Source organism: Synechococcus sp. BS56D (genome assembly GCF_004332405.1).
GTDB lineage: Bacteria > Cyanobacteriota > Cyanobacteriia > PCC-6307 > Cyanobiaceae > Synechococcus_C.
On sequence record NZ_PHQU01000007.1, the window covers coordinates 202,648 to 218,089 of the forward strand.

Annotated in this window: 14 protein-coding genes; 8 read left to right on the top strand and 6 right to left on the bottom strand. The window is 60.6% G+C overall.

The window, feature by feature from the left end:
* Positions 1-3: 3 nt before the first annotated feature.
* The gene (locus CWE17_RS11750; protein WP_131457417.1) at positions 4-1,188 is read right to left on the bottom strand and encodes a pyridoxal phosphate-dependent aminotransferase; all 1,185 of its coding nucleotides are present in this window, start codon (positions 1,186-1,188) and stop codon (positions 4-6) included.
* A gap of 76 nt (positions 1,189-1,264) precedes the next feature.
* Here CWE17_RS11750 and CWE17_RS11755 point away from each other — a divergent pair, with 76 nt between their 5' ends.
* From CWE17_RS11755 to CWE17_RS11770, 4 genes are all read left to right on the top strand, one after another.
* Positions 1,265-1,672 carry a VOC family protein gene (locus CWE17_RS11755; RefSeq protein WP_131457419.1) on the top strand — a complete coding sequence of 136 codons (408 nt, stop codon included), beginning with the start codon at positions 1,265-1,267 and terminating at the stop codon, positions 1,670-1,672.
* A gap of 75 nt (positions 1,673-1,747) precedes the next feature.
* Entirely contained in the window at positions 1,748-2,347 is a 600-nt protein-coding gene (locus tag CWE17_RS11760; protein WP_370318311.1) for a uracil-DNA glycosylase, read from the top strand.
* 20 nt (positions 2,348-2,367) lie between these two features.
* Positions 2,368-3,564 (top strand): (E)-4-hydroxy-3-methylbut-2-enyl-diphosphate synthase, encoded by a 1,197-nt coding sequence (gene ispG / locus CWE17_RS11765; protein WP_131457539.1) that lies wholly within the window; start codon positions 2,368-2,370, stop codon positions 3,562-3,564.
* A gap of 37 nt (positions 3,565-3,601) precedes the next feature.
* Positions 3,602-4,972 carry a S41 family peptidase gene (locus CWE17_RS11770; RefSeq protein ID WP_131457421.1) on the top strand — a complete coding sequence of 457 codons (1,371 nt, stop codon included), beginning with the start codon at positions 3,602-3,604 and terminating at the stop codon, positions 4,970-4,972.
* A gap of 59 nt (positions 4,973-5,031) precedes the next feature.
* On the opposite strand, the gene CWE17_RS12290 is transcribed toward CWE17_RS11770, so the two are convergent.
* The 3 genes from CWE17_RS12290 to CWE17_RS11785 form a co-directional block, all read right to left on the bottom strand.
* On the bottom strand, positions 5,032-5,196 hold the full coding sequence (locus tag CWE17_RS12290) for a hypothetical protein (protein ID WP_164498766.1): 165 nt from the start codon (positions 5,194-5,196) through the stop codon (positions 5,032-5,034).
* Positions 5,197-5,298: 102 nt separating this feature from the next.
* Positions 5,299-8,841: a transcription-repair coupling factor gene (mfd, locus tag CWE17_RS11775; RefSeq protein ID WP_131457423.1), complete on the bottom strand. Its 3,543-nt coding sequence runs from the start codon at positions 8,839-8,841 to the stop codon at positions 5,299-5,301.
* A gap of 270 nt (positions 8,842-9,111) precedes the next feature.
* A complete protein-coding gene (locus CWE17_RS11785; RefSeq protein WP_131457426.1) occupies positions 9,112-9,867 on the bottom strand; it encodes a hypothetical protein in 756 nt (251 codons plus the stop codon).
* A 38-nt stretch (positions 9,868-9,905) separates the two neighbouring features.
* Here CWE17_RS11785 and CWE17_RS11790 point away from each other — a divergent pair, with 38 nt between their 5' ends.
* From CWE17_RS11790 to CWE17_RS11805, 4 genes are all read left to right on the top strand, one after another.
* Complete coding sequence (locus tag CWE17_RS11790) at positions 9,906-10,628, top strand: DUF475 domain-containing protein (protein WP_131457428.1); 723 nt, start codon at positions 9,906-9,908, stop codon at positions 10,626-10,628.
* Positions 10,629-10,632: 4 nt separating this feature from the next.
* Positions 10,633-10,971: a DUF6464 family protein gene (locus CWE17_RS11795; RefSeq protein WP_131457430.1), complete on the top strand. Its 339-nt coding sequence runs from the start codon at positions 10,633-10,635 to the stop codon at positions 10,969-10,971.
* A 6-nt stretch (positions 10,972-10,977) separates the two neighbouring features.
* A complete protein-coding gene (locus CWE17_RS11800; RefSeq protein ID WP_240789396.1) occupies positions 10,978-11,661 on the top strand; it encodes a hypothetical protein in 684 nt (227 codons plus the stop codon).
* Between the two features lie 113 nt (positions 11,662-11,774).
* Positions 11,775-12,998, top strand: a complete 1,224-nt coding sequence (locus CWE17_RS11805; protein ID WP_131457543.1) for a DEAD/DEAH box helicase — start codon at positions 11,775-11,777, stop codon at positions 12,996-12,998.
* A 41-nt stretch (positions 12,999-13,039) separates the two neighbouring features.
* Here CWE17_RS11805 and fmt read toward each other — a convergent pair whose 3' ends face one another.
* Positions 13,040-14,065: a methionyl-tRNA formyltransferase gene (gene fmt / locus CWE17_RS11810; RefSeq protein WP_131457544.1), complete on the bottom strand. Its 1,026-nt coding sequence runs from the start codon at positions 14,063-14,065 to the stop codon at positions 13,040-13,042.
* A 13-nt stretch (positions 14,066-14,078) separates the two neighbouring features.
* Complete coding sequence (locus tag CWE17_RS11815; RefSeq protein ID WP_131457431.1) at positions 14,079-15,440, bottom strand: TldD/PmbA family protein; 1,362 nt, start codon at positions 15,438-15,440, stop codon at positions 14,079-14,081.
* Between the last annotated feature and the right edge of the window lie 2 nt (positions 15,441-15,442).

Genomic DNA, 15,442 nt, shown 5'->3' on the forward strand with positions numbered 1-15,442 from the left:
TGATTAGTCCCTCAGTCGATCCAGCAGTCGCTCGAGTCGCTGAAGGCCATCGCTGATCGTCTCATGCGAGACCGCGCAAGACAGGCGAATGCAGCGCCCATCACCAAAGGCCTCCCCGGGGATCAGGGCCAGCCCTTCCTCGTCTAAAGCCAATCGACAGAATTCCATGGAATCCACCACTCCCTCCGGAAGCTGGGGGAAGGCATAAAAAGCGCCGCGGGGCGCTACCAGGGTCAAACCCTCGATGGCCTGGAGCCCTGAGGAGAGCAATTGCCGCCGGCTGCTGTAGGTCGAGGCCATGGCTCGGACGCAGTCGCGGGATCCCTCCAGGGCCGCCAGGGCTCCTCGTTGCGCGAAGCTGCACACGTTGCTTGTGCTCTGACTCTGAAGTGCCGCCGCGGCTTTGATCACGTCGCTGCGACCAGCGAGGTATCCCAGCCGCCAGCCGGTCATGGCCCATCCTTTGGCAAAGCCGTTGACGATGAACGTGCGCTCGGCAAGATCCGGGGCCACCGCAGCAAGGCTGTGATGGCTCTCGCCGTCCTCGAGCAGCGCTTCATAAATTTCGTCACTCATCACCAGTAGGTCGGGATGGCGGCGGAGTAACTCGGCCAGGGCTTCCAGTTCCGTTCGCTCCATCACGCGTCCCGTTGGATTGCCCGGGGTGTTGAGCACCAGAAGGCGACTGCGCGGTGTAATCGCCGCCTCCAATGCCTGAAGGTCCAGGCGAAAACCGCTTTTGGCACTGGAACGAACAATCCGTGGTTCGGCCCCTGCTAGGCGAGCGATTTCCGGGTAGCTCAGCCAGTAGGGCCCCGGGATCAGGACCTGATCCCCAGGGTTGAGCAGCACCTGGAACAGGTTGTAGATCGCTTGTTTTCCTCCGTTGGTGACCAGCACATTGGCGGGCTCACTGGGTACCCCGTTTTCGTTGCTGAGTTTTTGAGCGATGGCCTCCCGAAGTAGGGGATCCCCCGCTGCTGGTCCATAGCGGGTCAAGCCGTCCTTCAGCGCTTGGATCGCAGCCTCAACGATGAAGGTGGGCGTGTCGAAATCAGGCTCGCCAGCGCTGAGACTGCAGATGTCCCGGCCCGCTTCCTGCAGTTCTTTGGCCCTGGCACTGATCGCCAGTGTCAGCGAGGGTTGCAGGGCTACGGCCCGTTGAGACAAAACTGACGGGCGTGACATCAACGCGGCACTCCCCCACCGGGTGCGCTGGAAAAATCCATCCTGCCTGATCTGGTGTTCCAGACAACCTTTTTTTATGACGTCAGGTTCAGCGAGCTCTCATCCATCGCTCAGTTGGGTTCTGGCTGCCAAAGAGCCGAAGGCCCTCGCGGCGTTTTATGCCTCCCTGTTTCAGACCGCCTATCGCCCCGGTCTTGCTGCCACCCATTGGTTGGTGGATCTGCCCGATGGAGGGCTGCTTCAGATCTATCGACCCTCTAGACAACGATCGAGCCCGGTCCCTGGTCAGGCGTTGGCTCCCTGTCTTCAGCGCACTGAGGTGAGCCCTCATAAGGCTTTTGCTGCCCTACAGCGATGGATTGCTGACGCCTGTCAGCTCGGTGCATCCATCCGAGAGGACCCTCGTCTGGAATCCTTCGGGGCGGAATGCTGGCTGGAGGATCCTGAAGGCCATGGGGTGTTGTTGCTCGTGCGTACCCCATGAGTCGCTGCGGTCCATAGGATCACGTCGGCAGCAGGGTGTGCGTTGGCCTGGGGATCCGCAAAAGCCATCGATCGGATCGAATTGGCTGCCGCAGCCCTTGCCCATGCCTGCAGCTCTTGCACGGCTTGTGAGCTCTCCGGTAGCCGCAACAGGGTGGTGGTCAGTCGTGGCGCATCCACGGCCTCATTGATGTTGATCGGTGAAGCTCCTGGAGCAACGGAGGATCAGCAAGGACGCCCCTTTGTTGGACGTGCTGGACGATTGCTCGATCAGCTCCTCATCGAAGCTGGCTTGGATCCAGAGCGGGATCTCTATGTGTGCAATGCGCTCAAATGTCGGCCGCCAGGTAACCGCAAGCCAAAGCGTGGCGAACTCGAGGCCTGTCGACCTTGGCTTGAGCAACAGATCACTCTGGTGAATCCCTCCGTGGTCTGCCTGTTGGGGGCCACTGCTCTTGCAGCGGTCCTCGACCTGCGCGATCCGATGAGTGGGCTGAGGGGGCGATGGATTGAACGGGATGGTCGGCGATGGATGCCTCTGTTTCATCCCTCCTATCTCCTGCGCAATCCCTCCCGTGATCCTGGAGGGCCATTCGCGCTCACGCTGTCCGATCTGCGTCAGGTCAGGGCTCGGCTGTGTCAGGGTGATGCCGCTTCCGGCGCTCCGCTCCCTTGACCGCCACGACCGTGACTCCCATCAACGACCAATCACGTCGTTACGACACTCAGATTCATCGGCGGGTGACACGCACCGTCATGGTGGGTGATGTGCCGATTGGCAGCGACCACCCTGTCGTGGTGCAGTCGATGATCAATGAGGACACCCTCGACATCGAGGCAGCTGTGGCCGGCATCCGACGCCTGGCAGACGCGGGATGCGAGATCGTGCGTGTGACCACCCCGTCCATGGCCCATGCCAAGGCCATGGCTGAAATCCGTGCTGCACTGCGTCGTCAGGGCTGCACCGTTCCGTTGGTGGCTGATGTTCACCACAACGGCATTCGGATCGCCCTTGAGGTGGTCAAGCATGTGGATAAGGTTCGCATTAATCCAGGCCTGTTTGTTTTCGATAAGCCCGACCCCAGTCGGCAGGAATTCACTCAGGAAGAGTTTGAGGCGATTGGTGAACGGATCAAGGACTCCTTCGCTCCGCTTGTTGAAGCTCTGAAGGCCGAGAACAAGGCGCTGCGTATTGGAGTGAACCATGGCTCACTCGCTGAGAGGATGCTCTTCACCTATGGCGATACACCGAGGGGGATGGTGGAGTCGGCGATGGAATTTGTGCGCCTCTGTGATGCGCTTGATTTTCACAACATCGTGATTTCCATGAAGGCTTCGCGGGCGCCTGTGATGCTTGCTGCCTATCGACTGATGGCCGATACCCTCGATGCCGAAGGCTTCAACTATCCCCTTCATCTGGGAGTGACCGAAGCCGGCGATGGCGACTACGGGCGTGTCAAGAGCACAGCAGGAATCGCCACGCTGCTGGCGGAGGGCCTAGGCGACACGATCCGTGTGTCGCTCACTGAGGCGCCTGAGAAGGAGATCCCTGTGTGCTTCTCGATCCTTCAGGCCCTTGGTTTGCGCAAGACCATGGTCGAGTACGTGGCCTGCCCGAGCTGCGGTCGCACTTTGTTTAATCTTGAAGAGGTTCTCCATCAGGTTCGGTCGGCGACCTCCCATCTCACGGGATTGGATATCGCTGTGATGGGCTGCATTGTCAACGGACCTGGTGAGATGGCCGATGCTGACTACGGTTATGTGGGTAAGACCCCTGGAGTGATCTCCCTGTATCGAGGACGCGAGGAGATCCGCAAGGTGCCGGAATCCGAAGGGGTGGAGGCACTGATTCAGTTGATCAAAGATGATGGCCGGTGGGTGGAACCGGCCTGAAGTCGTTAGGGTGAAGGATCAGTCCTGACGGGACATCATGCCCTCATTGCCCAAGCCTCCATCAGCTCCTTCGCGGCGTAGCACCTGGCTGGTTTTGCTTGGCGCTGGGGGCTTGTCTGCTGCTGTGGCGATGGCAGCACCTGGGTTGGGTCTCCCCAGCAGTGGCTCCTCTTCGATCACCGATAGCCCCAAGGAAGTGATCGATCAGGTTTGGCAGATCGTTTATCGCGATTACCTTGACTCCACGGGCAAATACGATTCAGAACGTTGGCAGTCTCTGCGGCGTGAGCTGCTCGCCAAGCCCTATGCGGGCACGGCTGAATCGTATGAGGCGATTCGGGGCATGTTGGCAAGCCTTGATGATCCCTACACGCGCTTCCTTGATCCGAAAGAATTCAAGGAGATGCAGATCGATACCTCTGGTGAATTGACTGGTGTAGGTATTCAGATCTCCCTGGATAAAGAATCAAAAGAGATCGTCGTTGTCTCACCGATCGAAGGGACTCCGGCTTCGAAGGCAGGGGTGCAGCCCAAGGACGTGATCGTTTCCATCGATGGCAAATCCACCAAGGGGATGACCACCGAAGACGCGGTGAAGCTCATCCGCGGTAAGGAGGGCAGCGAGGTTGTGCTGGGTTTACGTCGTAAGGGCCAGGTGGTGCAGGTGCCGCTGGTACGCGCTCGAATTGAGATCCACTCAGTCAACAGTCAGCTCAACACTGCTCCCAACGGCAAAAAGATCGGTTACATCCGCCTGAAACAGTTCAATGCCAATGCCGCCAAGGAGATGCGGGCTGCTATCCGCAAACTCGAAGCGGAGGGTGCTGAGGGATACGTGCTGGATCTGCGCAGCAACCCCGGTGGGCTTCTCGAGGCCAGCGTCGACATCGCCCGTCAGTGGATCGATGAAGGCACGATCGTGAGTACGAAGACGCGAGAAGGCATTCAGGACGTGCGCCGCGCGACCGGCAGTGCTCTGACCCAACGTCCGGTGGTTGTGATTGTGAATGAGGGTTCCGCCAGCGCTAGCGAAATTCTCTCCGGCGCCCTTCAAGACAATCAGCGGGCTCAGTTGGTCGGCAACAAGACGTTCGGCAAAGGTCTCGTTCAATCCGTTCGCGGATTGGCCGATGGGTCGGGGATGACAGTCACCATTGCTAAATACCTAACCCCGAAGGGGACTGACATTCACAAAAATGGGATCAAACCCGATGTGTCGGTGCAGATGAGCGAAGAGGAGATCAAATCCCTCAAGCTCGAGGATCTCGGTACCGCCAAGGACAGCCAGTACCGCGTTGCTGAGACAACGCTCATCAAAGCTCTGGCTAGTCCGAACAACGGCCGGGCCTACAAACCCAATTCCGCCAATCTCAAATCCGCGCTGCCTGTGCGGCCTGCTCAACCTTAGAGCGACAGCCTGACATTGCTGCCATCACTAGGGTGCTGGCAGTTACCCACCAGGGCCTATCAGGCAACCGGTTGCATCAAGCCACCACCGGGATTGGAATCGTCGTCGTCGTTCTGGGTGTCGTTCTGCCAGAGGGCATAGACGCCGAGAGCAGCAGCGCCAATGAGGCTTCCGAAGAGGCCCATGGATCCTGCATTGCTGATCGGATCGATGAACTCGCCCACGACAACCCCTCGAATTCCTCTGACTGTAACGAAGAATTGCGCAATGTGTCGGGCTCTTCTCATTTTTAAGGGCCTTGGCGCTCCAGGCGGACGCAGGACGCGTCAGACCGAGAGCACCGCCTCATTACGCGCCCTCTCTTGAGCCTCACGCTGCTCAGCGTTGAGGCCCTCAGCATCGGGGATCTGAGCAGCCATTTGCTCGAGCCAGCCTTTGAGCTCTTCGAGTTGCTTCTCCATCGGCAAGACACCCAGGCCACGGGCGAGCACCTTGGCGGTGGTCCCACTGCCGGCCTGGTAGACCAACCGACCATGAAGATGCTGGGGCAAGCCTTGGCGGAGCAGGCGGAAGGCGGGTTCCTCCATTGGTGTTTCCAAAGCGATATTTGGCTTCTCCGGCCGAATGCGCGAGAACCCGCAGCGCTTGGCCAGTAATTTCAGCTCCATCAGTTGCAGGAGTGACTGAACCGGCCCAGGGAGGGCGCCGTAGCGATCGGCCCATCCGGCGGCCAACTCCACAAGGCTTGCGGAGTTGGCGCATTCGGCGGCCGCTCGGTACGCCCCCATCTTCTCGTCGGCATCGGTGATCCAGTCGGCCGGGATGAAGGCGGTCACCTGTAGGTCCACCTGGGTGTCGTCCACAGCAGGAATGTCCTGGCCTTGAATCTCCGCCAATGATTCCTGCAACATCTCCATGTAGAGATCGAAGCCGATTGCTTCCATTTGGCCGCTCTGCTCCACGCCGAGCAAATTGCCCACTCCTCTGATTTCCATATCGCGCATGGCCAGTTGATAGCCACTGCCAAGTTGAGCAAACTCCTGAATCGCCCGTAAGCGTTGGCGTGCTGCATCGCTGAGGGATGCATCGCCGGGATAGAAAAGCCAGGCGTGGGCCTGAATGCCGCTGCGCCCCACTCGACCACGGAGCTGATAAAGCTGAGCCAGGCCGAAACGATGGGCGTCCTCGATCAGGATGGTGTTGACCCGAGGAATATCAAGGCCGCTCTCCACGATCGTGGTGCAAAGCATCACGTCGGCTTCGCCACCGTTGAAGGCCACCATGGCGCTCTCCAGTTCGCCTTCGGCCATCTGACCATGGGCCACCAGCAGCTTCAGGCCAGGGAGCATCTGGCGCAGCTGCCCGGCCACCTCGTCGATCCCCTCCACGCGCGGCACCACGTAGAACACCTGACCACCCCGATCCAGCTCCTGGCGGATCGCACTGCGTACTGCCTCCTCATCGAGGGCCGCCAGGTGCGTCTTGATCGGGCGTCGTAGCGGGGGCGGAGTGGTAATCAGGCTCATTTCCCGAACACCGGAGAGGCTCATGTACAGCGTTCGTGGAATCGGGGTCGCCGACAGGGTGAGGACATCGACGTCCTTGCGTAGCGCTTTGATTTTTTCCTTCTGGTTGACTCCGAACCGCTGTTCCTCGTCCACGACCAGCAGGCCGAGTTTGTCGAATGCTGTGCTCTTGCTGAGCAATTGATGGGTGCCGACCACGGCGTCGATCGTGCCCTTCTGAAGGCCTTCGAGGATGGCTTTGCGCTCTCCAGCGGTTCGGAACCGGTTGAGAAGAGCCACCTTGATTGGATAGGGCGCGAACCGTTCCGACAAGGTGCGCCAGTGCTGCTGCGCCAGCACGGTGGTGGGCGCCAGCATCGCCACCTGCTTGCCTGCAGTGATGGCTTTGAAAATGGCCCGTATTGCTACCTCGGTCTTCCCGAAGCCCACATCCCCGCACACCAACCGATCCATCGGTTGTGGTTTCTCCATGTCGCGCTTCACATCAGCTGTGGCCTTGAGCTGATCAGGAGTGGGCTCGTAGGGGAAGGAGTCCTCGAGCTCCTCTTGCCAGGGGCCATCACCAGGGAAGGCGAATCCAGGAGCTTGATGGCGTTCCGCGTAGAGCTTCACAAGATCGAGCGCCACTTTGCGAACGGCCTTGCTGGCGCGCTCCTTGGCCTTCACCCACGCAGAACCGCCCATCTTGCTGAGCTGCGGCGGCGCGTCACTGTTGGCGCGATAACGGCCAAGACTGCCTAGCTGGTCGGCAGCCACCCGCAGGATTCCATCGGCGTACTGCACCACGAGGTAGTCACGCACCTCGCCGCTGATCGCAAGTTTCTCAAGCTTCTGGAAACGACCGATGCCGTGGTTTCGATGCACCACGAAGTCGCCGGGACGCATCTTGTTGGGATCCACGGTGCGACTGGCGGCCTTGCGGCGGCGACGCACATAGCCATTGCTGCCAAGGTTGTGCTGGCCGAAGAACTCCCGGTCGGTGATCAAGACCACCCGCCATGCGGGCAGTTGCAGTCCTTCGAGGTCCGCGGTGCCCTTGGTCTTGAGGGCGACTGGTGTCCCCTGTTCGATCAGGCGTTCGATCGCTGGTGCATCCGCCGCGTTGGGCACGAAGCGGCTGATGCAGTCGTGCTCCTCCAGCAAAGCGACGGCACGGCTCGGTTGTGCTGAGAGCAGCCAGATGGCCTGCTTCTCGGCCTGGTACGTCTTCAGAAGTTCGCCGAGTTTGCCGAATTGGTTCGGGTAGGCCGGCACCGGACGGCTTGTCAGATCAAAGGCATTGGCGTGGTCGTCTTGCTCTTGAAGTTCCGCCAGGTCGAAACCGTTGAAGCCCTCAGCCAATTCAAGCGCTGCTTCGATCGATCGGTGCAGGGCGGGGACCGCGGGTTGGAGCTCGGCGTAGTGCTCTTCGACATGCTCGAGCCACTGTTGGCCATGGGCACGCCCGTGGCGGCGTTCATCAATGGCGATGCAGCAGCCCTTTGGTAGGTAATCGAGCAGCGATGCCGGTTCGTTCCAGGCCAGCCCCATCAGTCGGCGCATCCCTTCTGGGGTTCCGCCTTCGAGTAATTCGTTGAGCCCCTGCTCGCTCAGCAACGCATCCAACCCGTCGGGCACCTGCTCGCGCAACTGTTCGGCGATCAGTGGGCTGAAGCCCGTGGGGGTGAGGCGCAGGCAGTCGATTGCATCCAGCGAGCGCTGACTAGCTGGGTCGAATTCCCGCAGCTTGTCGAGTTCGTCACCGAAGAACTCGAGGCGCACAGGAAGTTCGCTGCTGACAGGGAAGATGTCGACAATGTCGCCCCTTCGGCTCCAGGTTCCTTCCTGATCGATGCTGGAGACACGCTCGTAACCCAGCTGGCTCAAGCAGGTGGCTAGCTCTTCAAGATCAACCGTGTCGCCTTTGCGCAGGTTCCGGCAGCGGGCGGCTAGGGCCTCAGGAGGCGGGAGGTGGGGCTGAAGGCAGCGTTCGGTGGCAACGATCGCCAGATCTTTGCGTGTTTCAGCGCTTTGCAGCTCGCTGAGCACCTGAAGCTGCCCCCAGGTGATTTCAGTGGTGGGATCGAAAGGCTCATAGGGAGATCCTTCGCTGGTTGGATACAGCTGGGTGCTGTCCCAGCCCATGAGTTCCAGCAACGCCGTCCAGCGCCCCGCTTCCTCCAGGGTGGGGACCACCACCAGCAGTGGCTGGTCGCCTCGTTTCGCAAGAGCCGTTGTGACCAGAGCGCGGGCGGCACGGTTGCCACCGCGCAACAGCAATCGATCGTCCCGCCCGCATCGCTCCAGCAATTCACCGGTTAGCCCTGAGCTCTGCAGTAGACGCACCAGGGAGCTGAGGGGCATGGCGAGGCGTCAATCGGCAACGCATGATTGTCGCAATCGGCTGCCTGCGGCCGTGAACACGAGTGATACGGAGAGCTTTGATGCCCCGCTTCCGTTGCCCAGAATGCTGTTGCGGGCCGGCCATTGTCCTTCGCCCTCCCCGGGGAGCGACTCCGATCTGTTCCCGTTGCGGCACGGTGCTGGAGCGGCAGCCGGTGGTGCGGCCGATTCCACTGCTGGTGCTTCTTGCGGTGGGGTCGGCCCTGGTGGCCCTGTCGATTCCAGGCCTGTTCAGCCCTCCTCCACCGCCTCGGATACCGGCACCCGTTCGCTCGGTTTGAGATGAAGCAACTGCTCTTCAAGCAGCATGTTGAACTGCAACAGCTGCTCATCACTGAGCTGCTGTCTGGAGCTGGCCTGGAGCTGCCCTTGGAGGAATTCACGAGCCTGCTGAGGGCTCCAACTCAGTGTGGCGAGCATGGCGTCCCCCTGCTGGATCAGATCACTCCGGCGCAGGGGCACGGGTGCTTGGTCGCCGCTGATTCCTGGTTCAAGGCTCCGTAGGCGGTTCAGGAAGGCCACCAGGTCGCTGTAGCGGGTGAGCCGATGGCGGCTGCCATGGCCGAAAGCACGTTCGAGATAGCGGCGTTCCTGTTCACGATCCCAGCCGATGCGTTGCAGCTCAAGGTCGATCGCCGTCAGTTCATCGCTCCAGTCATCCGGATCGGTGGGGGCTTCGCTGGGTGGAGTCTGTTGCGGTTCAACGTCGCGCTGTCTCTCTTCAGCCGTTGACGCCGCCGTTGAATCGGGTGTGGTCTCTTGTTCTGGAGACGACTGAACGGTTGGTGTTGCCTTGACGGGTGCCGGGGCACTGGTTCGCTGGGGCCTCAGGCGTGCCTGGAGCCGTTGCAGGGCACGGTCCTCCGCCTCCTCGGCCGTCCTGCCTTCGCCTAAGGCGCTGGCGTGCAGCCCCTCTGCTCCGAGCCATTCCACCTCCACCACGCAGCGGCTGGTGTCGATGTGGCAAAGACGGGCCCGGGTGTTCATCCCACTGCATGGCGCTGCCCATTTCTAGGCTGATCCCTATGGATTCAGCAGCACTGCACTCGCTCACCCCCTGGTTGGATGGGGTCGATCGCTGGGGCGAACTCTTACCGCTCTTGCCGGTGCTGGTGTCGCTTGAGTTGATTCTCTCGGCAGACAACGCCATTGCTTTAGCCGCGATTGCAAGGCAGCAACGGGATCCACTGCGCGAGGGGAGGGCCCTCAACCTCGGCATCGCGATCGCCTTCCTGCTGCGCATCGCCCTGATCCTGATGGCCGGTTGGGTGCTTCGCTTTCAACCCCTGCAGTGGCTGGCCGGTGGCTATCTCCTCTGGTTGTTCTTCAGCCATCTGTTCTCTCGTTCCCAGGCGTCTTCCAACGCCACTGGAGAGCTCGAAAACTCGGATTCCACCCCCTTTCTGCGCACGGTGATGGCCCTTGCCTTGACGGACCTTGCCTTTTCCATCGACAGCGTCGCCGCAGCGGTGGCGATTAGTGATCAGTTACTCCTTGTGATCTGTGGTGCACTGATTGGTGTCATCGCTCTTCGTTTTACGGCCGGTTTGTTTGTGCGCTGGTTAGAGCTCTATCCACGCCTCGAAACCGCCGGTTACAGCGCTGTGGGCTTTGTCGGCCTCAAACTGATCGTGGCCCTGATTCTTCCTGGTCTGGTGGTCCCGGAATGGTTCACGCTGGTGACCGTTGCTGTTCTGGTGCTCTGGGGTTTCTCCTCTCGTTCTCTCCCTTTGCTGGAGGAGCCTTGAATCGATGCTTGTGGAATTGAGGCAGGCCGGCTCCGAACAGCCGATCGATCGCATTGAGCTTGAAGACCCGCCTCATCCAGGGCGTTGGTTTCTCCACGGCGAGCGAAGCTTCTTGGTGCTTCAGCGCCGTCACCGCTACACGCTGCGCTCCGGTCGCTATCAGCTTTCCAGCCTGGTGCTCCTGGTGACGGCTCAGCATCGCCCCCACGATGCTCGGCCTTGGCGTCATGGCTGGGTGATCGGGGATCCCTCCTGTGCCCTCAATGCCCTCAGTCCTTTGATCCGTTGTGCTGTCTTACCGGAGGGTCCCTGCGAGCAGTGTCTGCATCGTGTGGAGCGCTGATCCGCGGTGGTGTTGTCCTCCAATCAAATCTCAACCCGCCGAGATGGGCACTGGTTCGAGGCACGACTGGTGTCAGGTCATGGCGTGGCGTCTGGACGTTCCGCTGATTCGCCCTATCCGATGGGGACGATTGCGATGCAGCAACCCCTATTCGCGTCCTTGGGACTCGATCTCTCCGACTGTTGGCCTGGCACTCTGAATCTTTGTTTTCAACCGTTGGAAATCGGTTTGGAGGCTCCAGATCACACGTTTGTGAATCTCCATTGGACCGATCGACATCCCCCCGAGACGTTTTCCTTCTGGCGAATCGCGCTGCGATCGGATCGAGGGCAAGAGTGTCCCGCTTGGATCTACAGACCCCATCCCGAGACCAAGCAACGTCACTGGCAGCCACCCACGCTGGTGGAAGTTCTGGCACCGCCCATTGACCATCTCTCCCCAGGAGATTCCCTTTGGCTTCATGATCCGCAGGATCGGCTGGTTTTGATCGATGGGGTGCGTCTTCGGGCGCGGCTTCTGGAAGCTTTGAAGTTTCGTGTGTTGGCAGCCGAAGAACGCTTTTTCGAAGCCGATTCAACGGTTCAACGACGGCGTTGGTTGGCGACAGTCCACCCAGAAGCTCTGGCGCTCAGTGATGCTGATCTCGAGCGGGTCTGGTACCAGGCCCGCAGTCTTTATGGATCGCATTGAGGGTGCTGCAAGCTCCTAGGGTGACGGATCTGAGGGATTCGACCATCACGGCAGCTACCACACCTGAAAGCCAGACCGCTACCGCCTTTGAAGCATTGGGTCTGAGCCAACCCCTGCTTCGAGCTCTCAAGGAGAAGGGGTACACGACACCATCGCCGGTGCAAGCCCAGGCGATTCCTGCGGTGATCGGTGGTCGAGATGTGATGGCGGCAGCGCAAACAGGCACCGGTAAGACCGCGGGCTTCACCTTGCCCGTGCTTGAACGCCTCAGTCATGGAGCTCGGGCCGGCCGTCGTCAGATCCGCGCTCTCGTGCTGACCCCCACCCGCGAACTGGCCGCCCAGGTCCTCGAGAACGTTCGTCTTTACAGCCGCCACTTGCCCTTACGCAGTGATGTGGTGTTCGGGGGGGTGAAGATCAATCCTCAGATTCAGCGCCTGGCCCAGGGTGTTGATGTGCTGATTGCCACGCCAGGTCGCCTGCTCGACCTTCATCAGCAGGGGGCTGTTCGGTTCGACCAGGTGGAATGTCTCGTGCTTGATGAAGCCGATCGCATGCTCGACATGGGCTTCATTCACGACATCCGGCGGGTGATTTCGAAGCTTCCTGAGCGCCGTCAGACCTTGTTGTTCTCGGCGACCTTCAGTCCTCCGATCCGCAAACTCGCTACGGGTCTGCTTCACCAGCCGGTTCAGATACAGGTCACGCCCGCCAATCAGACGGCTTGTTCCGTAGAGCAGGTGGTGCATCCCTGTGACATGGGCCGCAAGGCTGAATTGCTGAGTCATCTGATTCAGACCAATGACTGGCAGCAAGTGCTGGTGTTTTCACGCACCAAACACGGTGCAAACCGGGTGGCTGAACGACTCAGTCATGAGGGGCTCATGGCAGCGGCGATTCACGGCAACAAGAGCCAGGGTGCCCGTACCCGAGCCCTGCAGGGCTTCAAGGACGGCACGGTGCGTGTCCTGGTGGCTACCGATATCGCCGCCAGGGGCATTGATATTCAGCAACTCCCCCATGTGGTGAATCTCGACCTTCCGAATGTGGCTGAGGATTACGTGCATCGGATCGGCCGCACGGGCCGGGCTGGTGAAAGTGGCCATGCAATCTCCTTGGTTTCTGCTGAAGAGGCCCTTTTGCTGAAGGCGATCGAACGCTTGACCGGCGAGTCCCTCTCCAGGGTCGAGGTGCCTGGCTTCGAGCCCACCGTGCTGAGTGCTCCCCCGTTGGACCTCAGTGGAGGTCGAGGCCGTCGGCCCAGGTCATCGATGTCCAATGGCCGGGCCTCTCGGGGGCCTCGAGCTGGAACAGGAGGCCGCGCCCGTCGGGCATGAGAGGCACGTATACGTTGCTGAATCGTAACGAAACCGTGTTGTTAAGTCGGTCCGTCTCCCAGCTTTTGTCCGGCTGATGCCTGCAGTTGTTGCAGCAAGGCCTGGCCGCTGCTCCGGCCCTTTCCTTCCAGTTGGGCTTCTCGAACCAGCAGCGGGCAGCCGCTGCTGCTGACAACAAGACCAAGATCGGGACAACAGGCCAGCACCGTGCCGGGCTCCTGCTCTCCTGTGGGCCAACGACCCACCAGGGCCCGGGCTTGATCCGACAACTGGTCTTTGAGGCGATCGATCAGCGGTTCTGTGGACAGCAGTTTCAGTCGCTGGCCCTGCCAGCGGGTCACGGCGTTGGGATAAAGCCCCATCACGCGCCTATGGATGGCTAGGGCTGATGTTGTCCAGTCGATCTGTGCATCCTCTTTGTTGAGCATGCGTGCGTAGGTCATGCCCATCTCGCCCTGGTCCTGAACTCCAAGCCGTAGCCATCGCTCTGATTCGCTGCCTGGGCCAGCGGCCTCAATCTTGGGTAAGGCTTCCACAATCAGCTCCGCCGTCAGTCGGCTGAGCCGATCAGCCAGTTGCTCGGCATTGTCCAGAATTCCAATGGCACAGCGTCGCTCTAGCAGCACAGGGCCTGTGTCCAGTCCTTCTTCCATGGCCATCACACCCACGCCCGTTTCCAGATCGCCCTCAATCAGGCTCCACTGAATTGGTCCTGCCCCACGCCAGCGGGGCAGGAGGGAACCATGGCCGTTCCAGCAGCCCAGGGGCGGCTGCTGCAGGATCGCAGGAGGAAGAATCTGACCGAAAGCCACCACCACATAGACATCAGCACCGAGCGCTGCCAGCTGCTGCTGGCATTCCAGGTCGTTGCGGATGCGTTCCGGCGTGTACACCGGCAGCTCCAGCGCCTGGGCCCTTGCCTTCACCGGTGAAGGCATCAGCTGTTTGCCACGACCACGACGACGATCCGGTTGGCTCACGACGCCAACGACGGTGTGACCTGCATCCACCAGCGCATCAAGGGTGGGCACGGCGTAGTTCGGCGTGCCCCAGTAGAGGATCTTCACCGCTTGAGTCCCCTTAAGCCTCGCCGGTGATGGCCAGTCCGTCGACCCAAACATGGGGGCAGACACCCTGGTGGGTCACGATCGCTTCCTCCAGATGCACGATGCCCTTCAGCACGTCTCTGAAGTCTCCGGCGACGGTGGCCGCCTCGACGGAGATGCGTTCTCCCCCTCGAACGAGCCAACCGTCGAAGGGCAGTGAGAACGCTCCCTGACTGGCCTTGACCCCAGCGTGGAGAGCACTGAGGCTTTCGATTAAGACGAAGGTCTCGTTGCTCTGGGCGTGATGCAGATGCGTGGTTCCACTGCTGGTGCCCTCACTGGTCCCCACCTCAAACCAGTCCGGGCCAACCGAGACCTTGGCACCCAACCCGGCATGGCCAGTCGGCTCAACGCCGAAATGACGCGCCGTTGCCTCGGAATGCAGGAAATTCACCAGTGCACCGTCCTGAATCAGGCAGAGCTTGCGTGTGGGTGTTCCCTCCCCATCGAAAGGGGCTGCTCCGATGTGATCGGGATGCAGCCCGTTGTCATGAAGGGTGAAAAAAGGAACGGCGACTTGATCCCCGATTGAGTTCTCACGGCTCAGGCTCACACCATCAAGCACTGCGCGGGCATTCACCATGCTGCTGAAGGCTCCGAGCAGGTCCAGAAATGCCTCCGGTGTGAAGCACACCAGATAGCGACCCGTGTCGATCGGTTGGTAACCGAGATGGCTGATGGTGCGTTCTGCGGCTTCGTTGATACAGCCCTGCACATCCAGCTGATCACTACCGAGCGCCAGTCGGACAGCTCCGCCGCTACGGGGCTTGCGGCCGGTTTCCTCCGCCCTTGCATAGAGGTAAAGACTCGCCTGGCTCCGCTGCATCTGCCGCAGGGCACCATCGCTGTTCAGATAGATCCGCTCACTGCAGCCCTCGCTGAGTCCGTTGTAAGGAACGGTCTCAATGGCTGCGTGGCGTTCAAGTAACTGATGCTCAGCGTCCTTGAGCGTGTTCAGAAGGGTCTGAATCCCTTGGGCTGGTTGCAAGGGGCGGTGGAGCTCCGGCGTTGGCGCTTTGGCCAGGGGTGAAAACGCTGGGATGTCCTCACTGTTGCCGTAGTCACTGGCTCGGCGTGCTCCCTGGAGTGCCCGCTCCAGTCCAGAGGCAGAGAGGTCGGTGCTGCTGGTAATGCCCACCAGCCCCTTGTCGTTCCAGACGCGCACGGTGATCGAGCTGCGTTGGGACGCCTTCATCTGTTTGGCTTCTCCGCGATCCACCTGAACCGAAGCGCTGGTGCTCCGGCTTGCCCCGAGGTCCCACTGGCGGATTCCCTCTCGCTGGGCAAAGGACTGAAGGTGTTCGCGCAGGGCGGCGGTATCGATGGCGTTGCTCATGA

Coding starts and splice junctions, on each gene's coding strand:
- CWE17_RS11750 (WP_131457417.1), bottom strand. CDS start 1,188: ATGTCACGCCCGTCAGTTTTGTCTCAACGGGCCGTAGCCCTGCAACCC.
- CWE17_RS11755 (WP_131457419.1), top strand. CDS start 1,265: ATGACGTCAGGTTCAGCGAGCTCTCATCCATCGCTCAGTTGGGTTCTG.
- CWE17_RS11770 (WP_131457421.1), top strand. CDS start 3,602: ATGCCCTCATTGCCCAAGCCTCCATCAGCTCCTTCGCGGCGTAGCACC.
- mfd (WP_131457423.1), bottom strand. CDS start 8,841: ATGCCCCTCAGCTCCCTGGTGCGTCTACTGCAGAGCTCAGGGCTAACC.
- CWE17_RS11785 (WP_131457426.1), bottom strand. CDS start 9,867: ATGAACACCCGGGCCCGTCTTTGCCACATCGACACCAGCCGCTGCGTG.
- CWE17_RS11790 (WP_131457428.1), top strand. CDS start 9,906: ATGGATTCAGCAGCACTGCACTCGCTCACCCCCTGGTTGGATGGGGTC.
- CWE17_RS11795 (WP_131457430.1), top strand. CDS start 10,633: ATGCTTGTGGAATTGAGGCAGGCCGGCTCCGAACAGCCGATCGATCGC.
- CWE17_RS11815 (WP_131457431.1), bottom strand. CDS start 15,440: ATGAGCAACGCCATCGATACCGCCGCCCTGCGCGAACACCTTCAGTCC.